General features: G+C 31.3%; 13 protein-coding genes and 1 riboswitch. Of the genes, 3 read left to right on the top strand and 10 right to left on the bottom strand.

The features are described from left to right. Window positions 1-13 precede the first annotated feature (13 nt). Complete coding sequence (locus FDN13_RS11005) at window positions 14-253, top strand: TIGR03905 family TSCPD domain-containing protein (RefSeq protein WP_138980399.1); 240 nt, start codon at window positions 14-16, stop codon at window positions 251-253. Between the two features lie 31 nt (window positions 254-284). Here FDN13_RS11005 and FDN13_RS11000 read toward each other — a convergent pair whose 3' ends face one another. Continuing rightward, on the bottom strand, window positions 285-1,175 hold the full coding sequence (locus FDN13_RS11000; RefSeq protein ID WP_138980397.1) for a phage holin family protein: 891 nt from the start codon (window positions 1,173-1,175) through the stop codon (window positions 285-287). Between the two features lie 108 nt (window positions 1,176-1,283). Here FDN13_RS11000 and FDN13_RS10995 point away from each other — a divergent pair, with 108 nt between their 5' ends. Beyond that, window positions 1,284-2,102: a TIM barrel protein gene (locus FDN13_RS10995; RefSeq protein ID WP_138980395.1), complete on the top strand. Its 819-nt coding sequence runs from the start codon at window positions 1,284-1,286 to the stop codon at window positions 2,100-2,102. Window positions 2,103-2,107: 5 nt separating this feature from the next. On the opposite strand, the gene FDN13_RS10990 is transcribed toward FDN13_RS10995, so the two are convergent. From FDN13_RS10990 to FDN13_RS10980, 3 genes are all read right to left on the bottom strand, one after another. Beyond that, complete coding sequence (locus tag FDN13_RS10990; RefSeq protein ID WP_207670882.1) at window positions 2,108-4,183, bottom strand: heavy metal translocating P-type ATPase; 2,076 nt, start codon at window positions 4,181-4,183, stop codon at window positions 2,108-2,110. A 4-nt stretch (window positions 4,184-4,187) separates the two neighbouring features. Continuing rightward, window positions 4,188-4,550: an ArsR/SmtB family transcription factor gene (locus tag FDN13_RS10985; RefSeq protein WP_138980391.1), complete on the bottom strand. Its 363-nt coding sequence runs from the start codon at window positions 4,548-4,550 to the stop codon at window positions 4,188-4,190. 162 nt (window positions 4,551-4,712) lie between these two features. Then, window positions 4,713-5,873: an MFS transporter gene (locus tag FDN13_RS10980; protein WP_168190148.1), complete on the bottom strand. Its 1,161-nt coding sequence runs from the start codon at window positions 5,871-5,873 to the stop codon at window positions 4,713-4,715. Between the two features lie 161 nt (window positions 5,874-6,034). On the opposite strand from FDN13_RS10980, the gene FDN13_RS10975 reads away from it, so the two are divergent. Continuing rightward, window positions 6,035-7,789, top strand: coding sequence for a DUF4153 domain-containing protein (locus FDN13_RS10975; protein WP_138980387.1), 1,755 nt, complete (start codon window positions 6,035-6,037; stop codon window positions 7,787-7,789). Between the two features lie 34 nt (window positions 7,790-7,823). Here FDN13_RS10975 and FDN13_RS10970 read toward each other — a convergent pair whose 3' ends face one another. From FDN13_RS10970 to FDN13_RS10945, 6 genes are all read right to left on the bottom strand, one after another. After that, window positions 7,824-8,819, bottom strand: coding sequence for an asparaginase (locus FDN13_RS10970; protein ID WP_138980385.1), 996 nt, complete (start codon window positions 8,817-8,819; stop codon window positions 7,824-7,826). Between the two features lie 61 nt (window positions 8,820-8,880). After that, entirely contained in the window at window positions 8,881-9,606 is a 726-nt protein-coding gene (gene pflA, locus FDN13_RS10965) for a pyruvate formate-lyase-activating protein (protein WP_138980382.1), read from the bottom strand. Between the two features lie 8 nt (window positions 9,607-9,614). Beyond that, window positions 9,615-11,843 carry a formate C-acetyltransferase gene (pflB, locus tag FDN13_RS10960; RefSeq protein ID WP_138980380.1) on the bottom strand — a complete coding sequence of 743 codons (2,229 nt, stop codon included), beginning with the start codon at window positions 11,841-11,843 and terminating at the stop codon, window positions 9,615-9,617. A 53-nt stretch (window positions 11,844-11,896) separates the two neighbouring features. Next, window positions 11,897-11,976, bottom strand: a riboswitch (ZMP/ZTP riboswitch). Window positions 11,977-12,059: 83 nt separating this feature from the next. Continuing rightward, entirely contained in the window at window positions 12,060-12,656 is a 597-nt protein-coding gene (locus tag FDN13_RS10955) for a TetR/AcrR family transcriptional regulator (RefSeq protein ID WP_138980378.1), read from the bottom strand. Window positions 12,657-12,806: 150 nt separating this feature from the next. Continuing rightward, window positions 12,807-14,804 carry an FAD-dependent oxidoreductase gene (locus FDN13_RS10950; RefSeq protein WP_138980376.1) on the bottom strand — a complete coding sequence of 666 codons (1,998 nt, stop codon included), beginning with the start codon at window positions 14,802-14,804 and terminating at the stop codon, window positions 12,807-12,809. A 142-nt stretch (window positions 14,805-14,946) separates the two neighbouring features. Then, complete coding sequence (locus tag FDN13_RS10945; RefSeq protein WP_138981080.1) at window positions 14,947-18,375, bottom strand: pyruvate carboxylase; 3,429 nt, start codon at window positions 18,373-18,375, stop codon at window positions 14,947-14,949. Between the last annotated feature and the right edge of the window lie 65 nt (window positions 18,376-18,440).

Here is an 18,440-nt window from a genome sequence, read left to right as displayed (position 1 = left end):
GAGTGACAATCTTATGGCAACCTATATCACTAATGGAGTATGTTCAAAACAAATAACCTTTGAAATTGATAATGGAATTGTTAAAAACGTAAAATTCTTGGGAGGCTGCAATGGAAATGCTCAGGGAATTGAAAGTCTTGTTGAAGGCATGAAAGCTGAAGAAGTTATAAAAAAATTAAAAGGAATAAAATGTGGATTTAGAGATACATCATGTCCCGACCAGCTTGCAAGAGCAATTGAAGAAAATCTATAAGGCAGCTATATAATTACATAGCTGCCTTAATTCATGCCTTTTGATTCATTATTCTGTAAATTTGTTCTTCCTTTTGTACATCAGTTATAATTTTATATAAAAACGTCATTATATTTTCTGTAATTATTTTCTTCTTTTTCTCAATACTTTCATTTGAATAACATATCATTTTAATAGTCTCAATTAAAGTCTGAATTATTTTATCATGGCAATTTTTATATTTATTTATTATATCCTGTTTTATATCCTCATCAGTCCATTTATCAAGCATTGATTTTTTAGTTACATCTATTAAACTTGATATCCTATAAAAAAGTAAATCTTGATTCTCAGAATTATAATCTGTAATCTGAACATCAATAAGATTTAATACATTTTTCCATTCTTCAAATTCTATTTTTAGTAGTTTTCTCATTGTTTCATCATTTATAAAAGCAAGCTGATATTGTATTATATCATCTATTTCTTTGTTATAGGTCTTATTAGTAAATTCTTTACCAAAAATATCATCAAATTTGTCTAAATTCAAACTCCCAAGCATTAATTTTAAAACTACATTGGGGATAGGAAGTCCAAGTAAAGTTAGATTTTCAAGTATACTTATCGCCTCAGTTAAAATTAAAAAGCTTAATATAAGCCTTGTTGCAATATTAGTTTGAATAAGAGTTGCCACTCCAACTTCAAGAAGCCTTACAACAAACACCGTTGTAAAATACACTACAATTTTTTTAACTGCCTTTTGAAACCTTCTACTTGTAAACTTTCTAATCCTAATTGCATAGCTGCAGGCAGTTATCGTATCAATAATAATCAGAACAAAGAGTATTACAATAGAAACTTTAAAAGGAGAAAAAATCATAATAAATGAACCAATTATAAGCTTTATCTTCCACATTTCAAAAACTCTTAATACATATTCCATACTCCCACACCCATCGTAATAGTTTGATTTTTTCTAATATAATATATGTATATCTACTTATATGTGGTATACTTAAGAATAAACAATACTTTTTAAAGGAGTATAACAATGGACAGATTATTATTTGGAATTTCAGGTCTTCCATTAGGGGACGGTTCTTCAAAATTTACTTATAAATCTGCAATTGCATACTTAAAATCTTTAGGACTTGATGCAATGGAGCTTCCCTTTGTTAGATCAGTTAATGTAACCATGAAAAATAAAGATGAAATTCTTGAAGAAAAAATTAAAAACGATTTTTATCTATCAGCCCACGGTTCATATTTTATAAACCTTAATGCGGATGAAATAGAAAAACAGGAACAATCTTTAGAGAGAATTATAAAAGGTGCAAAGGCTTTATCTTTAGTTGAAGGTAAAAGTCTTGTTTTCCATCCGGGATTTTATCTTAGCGATTCCTGCGATGCAGCATACAACACTATAAAGGAAAACCTTCTTAAGCTGCCTGATATAGGAATTGAATACAGGCTTGAAACAACAGGGAAACCTACTCAATTTGGGAGTTTAGATGAGCTTATATCTCTTGCCCTTGAAATTAAAATCTGTAAAATTTGCGTAGACTTTTCCCATATTCATGCAAGGGGTAACGGCTGCCTTAAAACTTATGATGATTTTGCAGAAATACTTGATAAAATAGAAAAAAAACTGGGGAAGGAATCATTAGAAGATATGCACATACATCTATCAGGTATAAACTATGGTCCAAAGGGAGAAAAAAATCACCTTCCATTTAAAGAAAGTGATTTTAATTATATAGAATGCCTAAAGGCTCTTAAAGATTTTAATGTTAAAGGGTGTATTATATGTGAAAGTCCAATACTTGAATACGATGCTATACTTTTAAGAGATACATATAAAAATATATAATTCTATTATTTAGAGGCAATAATTCTTGTAGAATTTAAAACAGCAAGCAGTGCTACGCCAACATCTGCAAAAACAGCCTCCCACATATTTGATATTCCAAAAGCAGCAAGTATCAGTACTAACAGTTTAACTGATATAGCAAATACAATATTTTGCATAACTATTTTTTTAGTTAATTTCGATAGTTTTATTGCCTCATACACTTTATAAATCTCATCGGTTGTTATTACTACATCTGAAGCTTCAATTGCAGCATCCTGCCCTAAAGCTCCCATAGCAATTCCAACGTCCGATGTTCTTAAAACAGGTGCATCATTTATTCCATCTCCAACAAAGGCTACGCTTCCCTTTGTTTTATTTTTTATATCCTTTAATATTTCAACCTTATCTTGAGGTAAAAGCTCATAATATACATCATCTATTCCAAGAATTTTTGAAACTCTATTAGCAGAATTTTTGCTATCTCCTGTAAGCATATATAAATTTATTCCCAAATCTTTTATATTATCAATAGAAATTTTACTATCTTCCTTTATCTCATCTTCTATAACGATATATCCAGCATATTTTTCATCAATTGCAACATGAATTAAAGTTCCTGTTATACTATTATTAACATTGATGCCTTTGCTAATTAAGAATTTAGAATTTCCAACACACACTTTTCTACCTTCAACTATAGCTTCACAGCCTTTACCAGTGTATTCTCTATGCTCTTTAATTAAATTTTCCTTTATATCTTCCCTATACTCATCAAGTATTGCCTTAGAAATTGGATGATTTGAAAAAGCTTCACCATAAGCTGCATTTTTTAGGACTTCTTCTTTAGTAAATCCTTCATTATTTATTATTTCTACAACTTTAAACCTTCCCTTTGTAAGGGTTCCTGTTTTATCAAAAACAATAGATTTAACATTGCAAAGTGCCTCAATATAATTACTTCCTTTTATTAGTATTCCCTTTTTAGATGCAAGCCCTATTCCACTAAAAAAGGTAAGAGGAATTGAAATAACAAGGGCACAAGGGCAAGATACAACAAGAAATATTAATCCTCTGTAAATCCATTTAGCTATAGAACCATATCCTAAAATAGGAGGTATAAAAGAAATAATTGCAGCTAAAAGCACAACTATTGGAGTATAATATTCTGCGAATTTTGTAATAAAATTCTCTGTTTTTGCCTTATTTGAAGCTGAATTTTCTACTAAATCAAGTATTTTTTTAACTGTTGAATTTTCATAAGTTTTTGTTACCTTAACCTTAATCATTCTTTCTAAATTTATAGCCCCTGATAGAACCTCACTATTCATATCACAGGCTACTGGAATAGATTCACCTGTTAGTGATGACATATCAATAATAGATTTGCCCTCCACTATTATCCCATCAACAGGAATTCTCTCACCAGGTTTTATTAATATTAAATCTCCAATATTTAAATCTTCAGGCTTAACCTTTAAAATATTTGTTCCATTTAACAAGTTAGCATAATCAACTTTAAGAGAAAGAAGCTTATTTATAGACCTTCTTGAATTATCAACAGCCATATCCTGAAGGGTTTCTCCAATTTTATAAAAAAGCATTACTGATATTGCCTCAGGAAGTTCTCCAATAAAAAAAGCTCCTATTGTGGCAATTGTCATTAAAAAGTTTTCATCAAATACTCTTCCTTTTTTAATATTATTAAAGGCCTTTAAAAGAATGTCCCCTCCTATAAGTATATAAGATAAAATAGCAAAGCTAATTCGCATCGTATACTTGTTTACAAAAAACATAAGAATAAAAAATAAAATACCTAAACCATATCTTAAGCTCTCTTTCCAATTTATAAAGCTCTTCTTTTCAATAGTTCTTTCTTCATCATAATTTGTTAAGTTGACATGTGATTCTATTCCTTTTACTATTTCTTTTGCTCTATTTAAAACCAGTGAATAGTTTTTCTCATCAGTATCAATTATAAGCTTTTTATTTGCAAAATCTATTAAAGCAAAATCAACGCCATCTATTGCCTTTATACATTTTTCCATCTTTGCTGCACAGTTAGCACATCCAAGCCCCTCAAGATAAAATACATACCTCATTTTCTCATCCCCTTTCATTTATATGTTCCAATCCTTCTTTAAATATATCCTTAATATGTTCATCATCAAGTGAATAGTAAACAACCTTTCCTTCCTTTCTATATTTTACAAGTCTTGATTGTTTAAGTACCCTTAATTGATGGGATACAGCAGATTGAGTCATATTAAGTAAAGCCGCAATATCACAAACACACATCTCCTCTTCAAAGAGTGCACACATTATTTTTATTCTTGTACTATCACCAAATACTTTAAAAAACTCTGCTAAATCATAAAGAGTCTCTTCATTTGGCATTTTCTCTTTAACTTTACACACAACATCTTCATGTATTATATTACATGAACAGGTTTCAATTTTTGTTTCCATTATATCACCTCATTTAAATATATGAATAATTGTTCATATATTATTATATTCTTTTTTATTACAAAAATCAATTTTTTAGTAATAAAATTTTTACCAATATTAAATATAACCCCATAAAACTGCTTAAAACTATGTTATTCAAGCAATTTTATGGGGTTTACTTTAACTAATCTTAATCCTTTCATAACTTTTCAATAGCAAGGCTACTACTGTAGAAATAATGCAACTTAAAGATAAAACCTTATACAAAACAAATACACTACTTAATTGAAGTATATAACCTCCTAATATATTTCCTAAAAGTCCTCCAAGTCCATTTGTAAAAGCAGAAAAAACTGTAAGTGCTGATGTTTTCATATTGGAATCTGAATTTTTGATTACATACTCAATAGTTGACAAAAGATATAGTGGAAAAGTTATTGACTGCATAAGCTGTACTAATATTACTGTTTTATATGAGGTACATATTGAATTAATAAAAAATCTTATTACAAAAAATGTAGTGCCTATAATAAAAAAATTCAATATCCCTATCTTTTTCATTATCTTATTGCCTATATAAAAAAGAGGCAACTCACTCATTGCAATAACAAACCAAACTAATCCAAGTTTTGAAACATCCCCTCCAGTTTTTTGTATCAATACACTTATATAACTACTATTTGCTCCCATTGCAACAGATGCAAACATACCAGCTAATGATATTAAAATGAATTTTTTATTTTTAATGATTTTTGATATATCATTAATATTTATTGGTACACCAGCTTGTTTACTTTTAAAATTAATACTTTTTAACATGAAGATTGTACATATCATAATTATTGTATATGAAATAAAAGTAGATTCAATTGATGATTTCTTTATAACAATCCCAAGAATCAAAGCTGTAACAGCATATCCCATTGATCCCATGAGCCTAATTTTCCCATACTGAATAGCTTTATTTTTATCAATAATTTCATAGCAGTAAGCATCTGATATAGGAACTATAGGGCTTTGAAAAGCCATAAAAATAATAATAGAAATTAAAATCATTTCAAAACTCTTTATAAATATAAATGATATTATTGAAATAGCACTGCTAATCATTATAAAAAAAATTGTTTTTCTCTTTCCTAAATATCTATCACTAATTATTCCCCATATAGGCTGGCATATAATACTTACAAAGGAGTTTATAGCAAATAAAAAACCTATTTTATAATATGGAATATTCCTACTTTGAAAATATAATGTAATAAATGGATAAAAACATGCAGATGTGCTGAATAAAATATAATATAAAAAATACAACTTTATTTTTAGCATTTTTGTTCCCATCAACATATCCTCGCAATCTCTGATTTAACTATATTAATACTATATTACAACATCGTAAAAACATTTTAAAGTGTTGTTTCCTAAATTTACCCTCCTGTTTATTCTTCAATATTTTGGTATAATCAATATATAATTTAAAATTAATCTTTGGAGGATTTTTAATGAAAATATTTAATCAAATTAAGAAAATACTTATTTCATTCAAACAGAGTATAAGGCGTTTTCCATTAACACTTACTCTTTCAACCTTAACATCTATTATATTAATAGCTCAATTAGAAATATCAAAGAGTGAAAATGCAAACCTTCACGAAACCTTATCAAGGTTTGCAATGATACTTGCACTTTCAATTCCTGTTTCTTTAATAATAACATTTTTATTTGAAAGATATAAGAAAGTAAAAAAGTCAGCAAAATTTTTAATATACTTTGTATCTTTAGTTTTTTTAATAATCTATTACCTATTTTGCCTTGAAAAGTTTGATATGGTATCAACAACACGCTTTATAGCTTTAAACCTTGCTTTTTATCTTATAGCACTTATTACTCCTTTCTTTTATAACAGGGAAAACCTTGAGCTTTATACAATAAAGCTTGTAACAAGATTTTTTGTAACTATGTTATATTCTGTAGTTTTACAGTCTGGAATAGGTGCTATACTTTTTACAATAGATAAACTTCTTGGCATACATGTTTATTCTAATATTTATATTTATATGTGGTTTCTAATTTGTGGAATATTTATACCTGGATATTTTCTTGCAGGGATTCCAAATGAGGATGAAGATATTTTATCTATTGAGTACTCCAAAGTACTTAAGATATTGCTTTTATATATAATAATGCCTTTAATCTCTATATATACAATAATACTTTATATATACTTTATAAAAATAGTCATAGCTTTTCAATGGCCAAAAGGTATTGTTGCAAATCTTGTACTCTGGTACTCTGCTATAACATCAATAGTAATATTTCTTATATTCCCCTTGAAAGATGAAAATAGCTGGGTAAAATATTTTATTTTCTATATTACAAAAATTATTATTCCTCTTATAATCATAATGTTTCTTTCAATAGGGATTAGAATAAAAGCTTATGGAATAACTGAAAACAGGTATTTTGTAGTAGCCCTTGGAATTTGGGTATTTATTGTTATGCTCTACTATAACATATCAAAAATAAAGAAAAATATTTTTCTACCATTAACATTATCAATAATTGCAATACTCTCAGTAATTGGTCCATGGAGCTCATATTCATTATCAGTTTTAAGTCAAAATAAAAGATTTGAAAGCATACTTATTAAAAACAAAATGCTAAATAATAAAACTATAAAACCTTCAGCTAATATATCAGATGAGGATAAAAAAGACATAAGTTCAATATTAAGTTATTTTGAAAGATATCATTCCTTTAAAGAATTAAAATATATACCAGATAATTTTCAAATCTCTGACATGAAAAGTATATTCGGTTTTGAATATATGGATATATGGTATAACAATGAAATAAATGACTTTTTTTCATATATGCTTGGTGATTTAAGTACTCCAGTTGATATTAAAGGATATGATTATCTTTTCAGCTTCAGATATCCTAAAAATATCAATAGTCAATCAAATAGCAGGTTAAAGGTAGAATACAGCTATGATAATCAAAAAATAAAAATATTTTTAGATAATATTAATGTTTTTGAAAAGGATTTATCTTCAATTGTAAAAAATATTCATAATAAATACGGATATATAAATAAAGAAAGAATAGACCTTTCAGACATGACCTATATATTTGAAACTGATAGGCTTAATATAAAATTGATTATGTTTTCAATAAACGGAATGAAAGATACAGCCTCAAAGGATAATATAAAAATAAATTCAATAGAATTTGATTTATTAGTAAGGATAAAATAAAAAATATATTAAGCCGAAAGCTTTTGCTTTCGACTTAATATATAAAGTCATCCTTTATTGGAGTTAAAAATATTTCTTTAACTCTTTTTAATTCCTTTGACTGACCTAAAGCCCACATAAGTTTTACTACAGCAGCTTCCCTTGTCATATCAAAGGCAGGTATGACAGGTGTTTTAAGAGCTTTTTGTCCAACTTCATATAGGCTAAGATCACTTCCTTCAAGTATAACCTGTGTTGTAACTACAACTGCAATACCTTTATCAACAAGCTCCTTTAATTTTGGAAGCATGTTTTTTTCATCCTCAAAAGGTATTCCTCCACTTCCATAACTTTCAATAATCAATCCTTCATATTTATCCTTTATATAATCGAGTATCTGTGGTTCTAATCCAGGAATTAGCTTTAAAAGAAAAACATTAGAGCACATTGTAATAATAAATTTAGGTCCATCCTCTGATTTTTTTATAATATCTAATTTATTATATTTTATATTTCCATCTTCAATAAATGCAATATAAGGATAATTTATGCTTTCAAAGGCATTATAGCTTCTTGTTCTAAGTTTTGTTGCTCTTGTACCTAAAATAACCTTCCTATCAAAAACAACAAAGACTCCGCCTACATCTTCACAGGAAAATTTTATTGCGTCAATTAAATTTTTAATTCCATCAGTCTCTTTTGCTGATATAGGCTTTTGGGCTCCTGTTATAACAACTGGTTTATCAAGGTTTTGTATCATATATGAAAGGGCTGCTGCAGTAAAGGCCATAGTATCAGTCCCATGTGTTATTACAAATCCATCATATTTATTATATTTTTCTTCTATATGTTTTGCTATTTTTATCCAATATTCTGGTTTCATATTAGTACTGTCAATATTAAGAAGCTGCACAGAATCAATCTGACAATAACTTTTGACATCTTCAACATATTCTAAAAGTTTATTTGCTGTAACTGCAGGGGCAAGACCTTCTGCACCAATAGCTGAAGCTATTGTCCCTCCCGTTGCAATTAAAAGAATTTTCTTCATTTAACTACTCCCCCTGTAAATAAGATGTTTTCCCAAATATATAATATATCAAATAATGTATTTATACCACATTTAAATCAAATTCATCTCTTAAAATAGATGCATATTCCTTAGCTCTTTTATAAGGAAATGGAGGAACATCTTTAAAAGGAGGTTCAAGGCCTATATTATTCCATTTTGTTTCACCTATTTTATGGTATGGTAATAGCTCTAATTTTTTTATGCATTTATATTTATTAATAAATCTTCCAAGTTCTTTTATATAATCAATGGAAGATGTCCATTCAGGGATTAGAACTTGCCTTAAATAAACATCTTTTTTTTCTTCCTCTAAATATTCCAAAAGCTCTAAAGCCTTCTTATTTGTTTTACCTGTAAGCTTTATACATATATTTTCATCAAGATGCTTAATATCTAAAAGTACAATATCAGTATATGGAATTATCAATTTAGCTGTATCTATATCAACATATCCGCAAGTATCAAGGGCTGTATTTATATCATTTTCTTTACAAGCCTTAAAAAATTCAGTCAAAAATCCTGCCTGCATTGTAGGTTCTCCTCCACTTGCAGTAACCCCACCGTTTGAAGCTTTAAAATAGGGCTTATATTTAACTACAAAATCCAAAAGCTCCTTTAAATTGTAGTTAGGCTCCTTTATAAATCTTGTGTCAGGATTGTGGCAGTAAAGACACCTTAATGGACAGCCCTGAAAAAATATAACATTCCTAATCCCTGGACCATCTAATGTTCCAAAAGTCTCAATTGAGTGTATACAAGCTCTCATTCTATCACCTACATATTATTATGAAATGTTCTCCCTATAACTTCCTTTTTCTGTTCTTCAGTCAATCTATTAAAATTAACTGCATATCCTGAAACTCTTATTGTAAGCTGGGGATACTTTAAAGGATTCTCCATAGCATCCAATAAAGTTTCTCTTGATATCACATTTACATTAAGATGATGCCCTTTATTGTAAAAATAACCATCTAAAATAGCCTTTAAGTTATTTATTCTATCGTTATATTCTTTTCCTAACCCTTCTGGTATTAAATTTAATGTGCAGGAAATACCGTCCCTGCAAGTATCATAAGATATTTTTGAAACTGAATTTAAAAATGCTAAAACTCCTTTTTTATCTCTTCCTGCCATAGGATTTGCACCAGGTGCAAAGGGAGTTTTTGCAGCTCTTCCATCAGGTGTTGCACCAGTTTTTTTGCCATATACAACGTTGGAGGTTATAGTAAGTATTGAAAGAGTAGGAATTGCTCCTCTGTACAGCTTAAATCTGCTTATTTTTTCATAAAAAAGTTTTGTAATAGCAACTGCAATTTCATCAGCACGGTCGTCATCATTTCCATAGCATGGATATTGGCCATCAATTATAAAGTTATATGCTATTCCTCTTTCGTCTCTAACAGGTTTTACCTTTACATATTTTATTGCACTTAATGAATCTGCAGCAACAGAAAGACCAGCAATTCCAAAGGCCATAAGCCTCTCAACATTAGTATCATGAAGTGCCATCATTATTCTTTCATAGGCATATTTATCATGCATATAATGAATTATATTCATAGCGTCTACATAAACTTTTGTTACCCAATCAAGTACTTTATTAAAATTATTCATCACTTTTTCATAATCGAGGACTTCATCATTTAAAGGCTCTATACCAGGTACTATGAGGGTACCACTCATTTCATCCTTTCCCTCATTTAAAGCAAGAAGAAGGGTTTTTGCAATGTTGCATCTTGCCCCAAAAAACTGCATCTGCTTTCCAAGTGTCATAGCTGAAACACAACATGCAATGCCATAATCATCCCCATGATAAGGTCTCATTAAATCATCGTTTTCATATTGAATTGAGCTTGTTTCAACAGATATCTTACTACAGTACTTTTTAAAGTTTTCTGGAAGATCCTCAGACCATAAAACAGTTAGATTCGGCTCTGGAGCTGGTCCAAGGTTTATAAGTGAGTGAAGATATCTAAAACTTGTTTTTGTAACAAGAGGTCTTTTATCTTCTCCAACTCCTCCTATAGATTCTGTAATCCAAAGGGGATCTCCTGCAAAAAGCTCATTATATTCAGGTGTCCTAAGCTCCCTTGCAAGTCGAAGCTTTATGATAAACTGGTCTATTATCTCCTGAGCCATTTTTTCATCTATCGTTCCCTCTTTTAAATCCCTTTCAATATATATATCAAGGAAAGTACTTGTTCTTCCAAGGGACATTGCAGCACCGTTTTGCTCTTTTATTGCAGACAGATATGCAAAGTATAGCCACTGAACAGCCTCTATTGCATTTTTAGCTGGTTTTGATATATCAAATCCATATTCTTCTGCCATTTCTTTAAGTTCATTTAATGCTTTTATTTGTTCACATACCTCTTCCCTAAGCCTTATAGTTTCCTCATTTATTTCATTAAGTTTCTGATAATCCTGCAGCTTCTTTTCTATTAAAAAGTCTACTCCGTAAAGTGCAACTCTTCTGTAATCTCCTATTATTCTTCCTCTCCCGTAAGCATCCGGAAGCCCTGTTATAACACCATTTTTTCTAGCTTTTTTTATATCATCGGTATAAACATCAAATACTCCTTGATTATGCGTCTTTCTATACTTTGTAAAAATTTCTTCAACATTAGGATTAAGACTAAACCCATAAGCACTTACAGCCTGTTTTGCCATTCTAATTCCACCGTAAGGGTTTACAATCCTCTTTAGAGGTTTATCAGCCTGAAGACCATATATTGTCTCAAGCTCTTTATCAATATATCCTGAAGGATATGACGTAATTCCACTTATTCTTTCTGTATCAATATCTAAAACTCCCCCATTTTCAAGTTCTTCCTTTAAAAGAGCTTTACATTTGTCCCAAAGCTTTAGGGTTTTTTGTGAAGGTTTTTCAAGGAAAGATTCATCACCATAGTATGGAGTAAAATTGCACTGAATAAAATTTCTAACATCAATTTCATTTTTCCATGTTCCTTCTTTAAAATCTCTCCATTCTTTTTCAAACATATCAATAACCTCCTTCAATTTCTACTAATACGTCAAAAAAACACAAAACCGCCTGGTTTTGCCCAGGCGGTCGGCACTATACAAATCACACTCCCTGTGGTAAACTCCACTTCCGCCAGTCGTGTGATAAGATTCATTTAATATATATTAATTTTATTGAAAATATAAATGCTTGTCAATAACCTAATTTTAATCACAGTTATATTTTTATTTCTACTACATATCTATCTTGCTATTACACAATCCATTTAACATTGCAGCAATTATTTTTCTCATTTCATCTTTCAAATCGATTGCACCATCATTAAGGCACCAATTGTATACAACACCTCTTGCAACAATAAAAAGCATTCTAGTTATCTCTGCCGGTGATTCTGAATTTATAATCTCTCCATTACGCTGCCCTTCATCGATAATCTTCTCAAGAATTCTTTGCATAGCACGTCCTTTTGTAATAAACATTTTATTATCAGAAGTATAAAGTTTTTTTATCATATCTATTCCATCTAAACAGTTATATTCAGCATACTTATCAAAAAACTCTAATATCTTTCCTTTACAGTCTTTCGATTCAAATTTATCAGCTACTTCTTTTAAGAAATAATCATCTGCTCTTTTATATATTTCACTAAAAAGCTCAAATTTAGACTCAAAATAATAATAGTATGTCCCGACAGAAACCCCTGCTTGTTTTGCAATCTCCTCTACCGTTACATTGTCAAAGCCGTGCTTACGAATAAGCTTTACTCCGCAGTTATAGATTTTGTTCTTTGTAATCTCTGCTTGCTTAGCACGACTAGTCTTTTTCTTCATAAATCGACTCTCCCTAACCTTCAAAAAATTTAACAGAAACATTATACTAAACTTGTTTATGTTATTCAATATTTCTACAAAAAACCCTTAAATTAAACAAAGCATTATATACTATGTTTAATTTAAGGGATAAAAGCTTTTAATTAAATTTTATATATTAGCTGCAACTTCATAAGCATCCCAGATTGCATACATTATGTTTGCAACTTTTCGAGCATCTCCAATTAGATAAATCTTTTCTATCTCATATTTAAGTTCATTGTATAACGTGTTTTCTGAATCATATCCAACAGCTAGTACAATGCTATCCGCCTTTATTTCCTGCTTATTTCCATTTACATCTACAACTGCACCATTTGGGGTTGCTTCTATAACCTTAGATGAAGTCAATACTTTAATACCATTAAATGGTATCAATTCTTTTAACATATCTGAGTTAGCATGACATAAAGGCCCATTTACAGCTAAAAGTTTATCCTGTAATTCAACTATAGTAACATTCTTTTTATTTTGTGCAAGCCACAATGCAAGTTCGCAACCAACTAATCCTCCACCAACAACAATTACATCATTTCCTGGATCAGCCTTCATAGTTAATACATCTGCAGCTTGGAATACCTTGTCATTACATCCCAAATCAAGAACCTTTGGTTTTGAGCCTGTAGCAATAATAACTACATCTGCATTAGCTTCTCTAACGATTTCTGGTGTAACTTCGACATTATATTTTACTTCTACATTTAATTCCTTTAGAGTATGTTCATACCAAGCAATTAAGGCTATATCATCTTCTTTAAAATCTGGAGCTCCTCCTGGTATTAGATTTCCACCTAAACAGCTGCTCTTTTCATATATCACAGGTTCATGTCCTCTTAAAGCTAAAACTCTTGCAGCTTCGCAGCCAGCTACTCCTCCACCTACAATAAGTACTTTTTTCTTATTTAATGCTATTGTAAGTTCTGCATCTTTTTCTCTACATGCTGCTGGATTTACAGCACAGTTTAGAGCTGAATACTCCTGTATTCTTCCCATGCATCCTTCCTGGCATGATAAGCATGGGCGTATATCTGCAATTTTACCTGAGCGAAGCTTATTCACATAATCAGGATCAGCTAATAATGGACGTCCAAGACTAATAATATCACAAGCTCCACTTTCAACAGCATCTAAAGCTAAATCAGGGTTGTCCATCCTTCCAGCACATAATACAGGCACATCAACTACTTCTTTTATTATTTTTGCATAAGGAATGTAAAGACCTTTCTTTTGATACATTGGGGGATGGCTCCACCACCATGAATCATAGCTTCCTACATCAACATCTAAAGCATCATATCCATAGGATACAAGTAATTTTGCTGCCTCAATTCCCTCAGGAATATCTCTTCCTTTCTCTTCAAACTCTTCCCCTGGTAAAGCTCCTTTTCTCCAATCTTTAATAAAGCTCTTTGGGCTATATCTTAAAATTACAGGGAAGTCTTTTCCACATCTTGATTTAATTTCTTCAACAATTTCTTTCGCAAATCTTAATCTGTTTTCTAAAGATCCACCATATTCATCTGTACGGTGATTAAAAAATGATATTGCAAACTGGTCTATTAAATATCCTTCATGAACTGCATGGATTTCAACACCATCAAACCCAGCTCTTTTTGCATTATAAGCTCCATCGCCGAATTTTTTAACAATAGTGCGTATTTCTTCTTTTGTTAATTCTCTGCAAGTTTTATCAAGCCAACGATGAGGAATAGGGGAAGGTGCTACAGGTGGATATTCTCCTAAATTTGTAGGTATTGTTACTCTTCCAAATCCACCACTCATCTGTAGAAAAATTTTAGAATCATAAGCATGAACCCTTTCAGTCAATTCTCTGCTTGTTCTAACGAAGTGAACTGGATTATGAGTAGAACAAGGAACATTTGGCATTCCGTGCTGCTCAATTTCATTATCAACAAAAGTAACGCCTGTAATAATAAGTCCGGTACCTCCACGTGCACGGGCTGTATAATATTCTATACCTCTTTGGTTAAAACCACCTTCAGCATCAGCTAATCCTAAAGGACCCATTGGCGCCATCGCAAAGCGGTTCTTTATTTCAATAGATCCAATCTTTACTGATTCAAATAATTTCTTATATTTATACGCCATGTCCATACCTCCTGTATCTATTTATTTTTACTGAATGCATTCAGTGAATCCACTATGTTTATTTTATAACAAACGATGTTTTAAAGTCAAGAAATACTTTCCTTTTTTTCTAAAATTAAAATAGGGTATGAAAATTCATACCCTATTTTAATACTACTAATAATTCACCTGTTCTAACCTGCTGCCCTTCTTTTACCTTTATACTTTCAATTTTTGCATCAAAGGGAGCTGTAATGTTTGTTTCCATCTTCATAGCTTCAATCACCATGATTGTCTGGTTCTTTTTAACATCTTCTCCTTCTTTCACAAGAAGCTTTAAAACTGTTCCTGGGATACTTGCTCCTATTTCAAACTTATTTTCAGGATCTGCCATCTCTACAGTTTTAATTTCACTTTTAGCACTTATTGCCTTATCCTTAATCTTTATCTCTCTTCTGTTTCCATTCACCTCAAAAGCAACTGTTCTTAATCCTTCACTATCAATTTTTCCAATCTCAAGAAGCTTTATAACCAAAACTTTACCTTCTGCTATTTCAACCTCACAGGTTTCTCCTTCATAGAGCCCATGGAAGAATATATCGCTCCCAATTCTGCTCAAATCCCCAAATTCTCTTACATATTTTAAATACTCCTCAAAAACTTTAGGATATAGAGCATAGCTTAAAGCATCCTTCATTGTAGGCTCTATGTTAAACTTCTCTTTTAGAAGATTTTTTATTTTATCAAAATCTTCAGGCTCTAAAAGTTCTCCAGGCCTGCAAGTTATTGGCTTTTCACCCTTTAAAACAATCTCTTGAAGCTCCTTTGGAAATCCCCATTGCGGCTGACCCATCATTCCTTTAAAATAATCAACAACTGAATCTGGAAAGGCCATATCCTTTGCTTTTTCACATATATTTTCAGGAGTTAGATCATTTTTTACCATAAATATTGCAAGATCTCCTACAACTTTAGATGATGGGGTAACCTTTACAATATCTCCAAGCATGTCATTAACCTTTTTATACATTTCCTTAATTTCATGGAATTTGTGTCCAAGGCCAAAGCTTTCAACCTGAGGTTTTAAATTAGAATACTGACCCCCTGGTATTTCATATTTATATATTTCTGCAGCTGAGGATTTAAGCCCTGATTCAAATTGCATATATACAGGCCTTACATCATTCCAGTAGTCGCATATAACTTGTATATCATCAAGATTTATTCCTGTATCTCTCTTTGTATTTTTTAAAGCTGCAACTATTGAGTTTAGTGCAGGCTGACTTGTAAGGCCTGACATGCTGTTAAATGCACAATCAGCAATATCAACTCCTGCCTCAGCAGCTAAAAGCACCGTTGCAACTCCATTACCACTTGTATCGTGAGTGTGAAGATGTATTGGTATTGAAATTTCTTCTTTAAGAGCTTTAATTAGTTTATATGCTGCATGGGGCTTTAAAAGTGCTGCCATATCCTTTATTCCAAGTATATGGGCACCCATCTTCTCTATTTCCTTTGCCATCTTTATATAATATTCCAATGTATACTTATCTCTTTTTTCATCAAGTATATCCCCAGTATAACACATACAAACTTCAGCTATTTTACCTGTTTTTAAAACCTCGTCTAAAGCTACTTCCATACCTTTTAGCCAGTTTAATGAATCAAATATTCTAAATACGTCTATCCCACTTCTTGCAGATTCTTTTACAAATTCCCTTATAACGTTATCTGGGTAGTTTTTGTATCCTACTGCATTTGAACCTCTAAGAAGCATTTGGAATAATATATTTGGAATCTTTGCTCTTAGCTTTTCGAGCCTCTCCCAAGGCGACTCTTTTAAAAATCTGTAGGAAACATCAAAAGTAGCACCGCCCCACATCTCAAGAGAGAAAAGATCTCCTGCAAGGACTGAAGTTGCCTTTGCTATTTTTAGCATATCTACTGTTCTTAGCCTTGTTGCCATAAGGGACTGATGGGCGTCCCTCATAGTTGTATCAGTTAATAAAAGCTTATTTTGAGATTTTATCCATTCAACAACGCCCATTGGACCTTTTTCATCGAGTATCTGCTTAGTGCCTATTTGATTTTGAGGCCTTTCAACATTTGGAACTACCGGAACATCAAATTCTTTTTTAACACCTTTTGTTTCATTTACAACTTTATCCCCAATAAATTTTAATATTTTAAGTTCTTTATCTTCTCTTGGTCTTACATCAAGGAGCTGTGGGTTTTGAGAGATAAAGGAAGTATCGCAATCACCTTTTAAGAACTTTTCATGGGTCAGTACATTTATTAAAAAGGCCGAATTAGTTTTAACCCCACTAATAGTCGTCTCCTTAATTGAACGTACTGCCTTTCTTACTGCATCCTCAAAGGTTCTTGAGTGGGATATTATCTTTACAAGAAGGCTGTCATAATATGGGGTTATAATAGAGCCTGTAAAACCGTTTCCTCCATCAAGCCTTATTCCGAATCCGGAGCCAGTTCTATATACATCTATTTTACCTGTATCAGGTGCAAAGCTGTTTGAAGGATCCTCTGTTGTAATTCTGCATTGTATTGAATATCCATTAACTTTTATGTCCTCTTGAGATGCTATTCCTATTTCTTTTGAATGTAAAGGATAACCCTGAGCTATTAATATCTGGCTCTGAACTATATCTATTCCTGTTACCATCTCAGTTACTGTATGCTCAACCTGTATTCTTGGGTTCATTTCAATAAAGTAGTGATTTCCGTATTTGTCAACAAGAAATTCTAGCGTACCAGCACTTCTATAGCCAACAGCTTTTGCAATTTTTAATGCATCAGAGCATATTTCATCCCTCTTTTCCTTAGGAAGTGAAAAGGCAGGCGTATATTCTATTAGCTTTTGGTGCCTTCTTTGTATCGAGCAGTCCCTCTCATATAGATGTACTATGTTTCCATATTTATCTCCAAGAATCTGTACTTCTATATGTTTTGGCCCCTCAAGGTATTTTTCAATAAATATATCATCAATTCCAAAGGCTTTTTTTGCCTCACTTCTTGCACTATTAAAAGCATTAATAAGCTCATCCTCACTCCTTACAATTCTCATACCCCTGCCTCCACCGCCAGCTGCAGCCTTTAGCATTACAGGGTATCCACACTGTCTTGCAAATTCTATGGCTTTTTCCTCTGATGTTATAGGCTTTTCAACGCCTGGAATTGTAGGAACCCCTGCAGCTTTTGCAACTAATTTACACTTTATCTTATCCCCAAGTTTATCCATCATATCAGCGGTAGGTCCTATAAATTCTATTCCTGCTTCTTCACATTTTCTTGCAAATTCAGGATTTTCAGATAAAAAACCATAGCCTGGGTGTATAGCATCAACGCCTTTTTTTATTGCAAGGTTTATTATCTCATCTATGCTAAGGTAGGCCTCAATAGGCCCCTTGTTTTGTCCTATAAGATATGATTCATCAGCCTTTGTTCTAAAAAGAGCACATTTATCTTCATTAGAGTATATTGCAACTGTTCTTATGCCAAGTTCATGACAAGCTCTGAATATTCTTATTGCAATTTCTCCTCTGTTTGCAACAAGAACCCTCTTGAATTTTTTAATCAAGCACACCACTCCTTAATTGTTATATACTTCATATAGATTTTTGCATATTTATTATACAATAT

Source organism: Caloramator sp. E03 (assembly GCF_006016075.1).
In the GTDB taxonomy this organism is placed as follows: domain Bacteria; phylum Bacillota; class Clostridia; order Clostridiales; family Caloramatoraceae; genus Caloramator_B.
This window is presented reverse-complemented; position numbering and strand designations above follow the sequence as displayed.

Excerpts from the sequence above, each read along its gene's own strand:
- FDN13_RS11005 (WP_138980399.1), top strand. The coding sequence starts at position 14 with ATGGCAACCTATATCACTAATGGAGTATGTTCAAAACAAATAACCTTT.
- FDN13_RS11000 (WP_138980397.1), bottom strand. The coding sequence starts at position 1,175 with ATGGAATATGTATTAAGAGTTTTTGAAATGTGGAAGATAAAGCTTATA.
- FDN13_RS10995 (WP_138980395.1), top strand. The coding sequence starts at position 1,284 with ATGGACAGATTATTATTTGGAATTTCAGGTCTTCCATTAGGGGACGGT.
- FDN13_RS10990 (WP_207670882.1), bottom strand. The coding sequence starts at position 4,183 with ATGAGGTATGTATTTTATCTTGAGGGGCTTGGATGTGCTAACTGTGCA.
- FDN13_RS10985 (WP_138980391.1), bottom strand. The coding sequence starts at position 4,550 with ATGGAAACAAAAATTGAAACCTGTTCATGTAATATAATACATGAAGAT.
- FDN13_RS10980 (WP_168190148.1), bottom strand. The coding sequence starts at position 5,873 with ATGGGAACAAAAATGCTAAAAATAAAGTTGTATTTTTTATATTATATT.
- FDN13_RS10975 (WP_138980387.1), top strand. The coding sequence starts at position 6,035 with ATGAAAATATTTAATCAAATTAAGAAAATACTTATTTCATTCAAACAG.
- FDN13_RS10970 (WP_138980385.1), bottom strand. The coding sequence starts at position 8,819 with ATGAAGAAAATTCTTTTAATTGCAACGGGAGGGACAATAGCTTCAGCT.
- pflA (WP_138980382.1), bottom strand. The coding sequence starts at position 9,606 with ATGAGAGCTTGTATACACTCAATTGAGACTTTTGGAACATTAGATGGT.
- pflB (WP_138980380.1), bottom strand. The coding sequence starts at position 11,843 with ATGTTTGAAAAAGAATGGAGAGATTTTAAAGAAGGAACATGGAAAAAT.
- FDN13_RS10955 (WP_138980378.1), bottom strand. The coding sequence starts at position 12,656 with ATGAAGAAAAAGACTAGTCGTGCTAAGCAAGCAGAGATTACAAAGAAC.
- FDN13_RS10950 (WP_138980376.1), bottom strand. The coding sequence starts at position 14,804 with ATGGCGTATAAATATAAGAAATTATTTGAATCAGTAAAGATTGGATCT.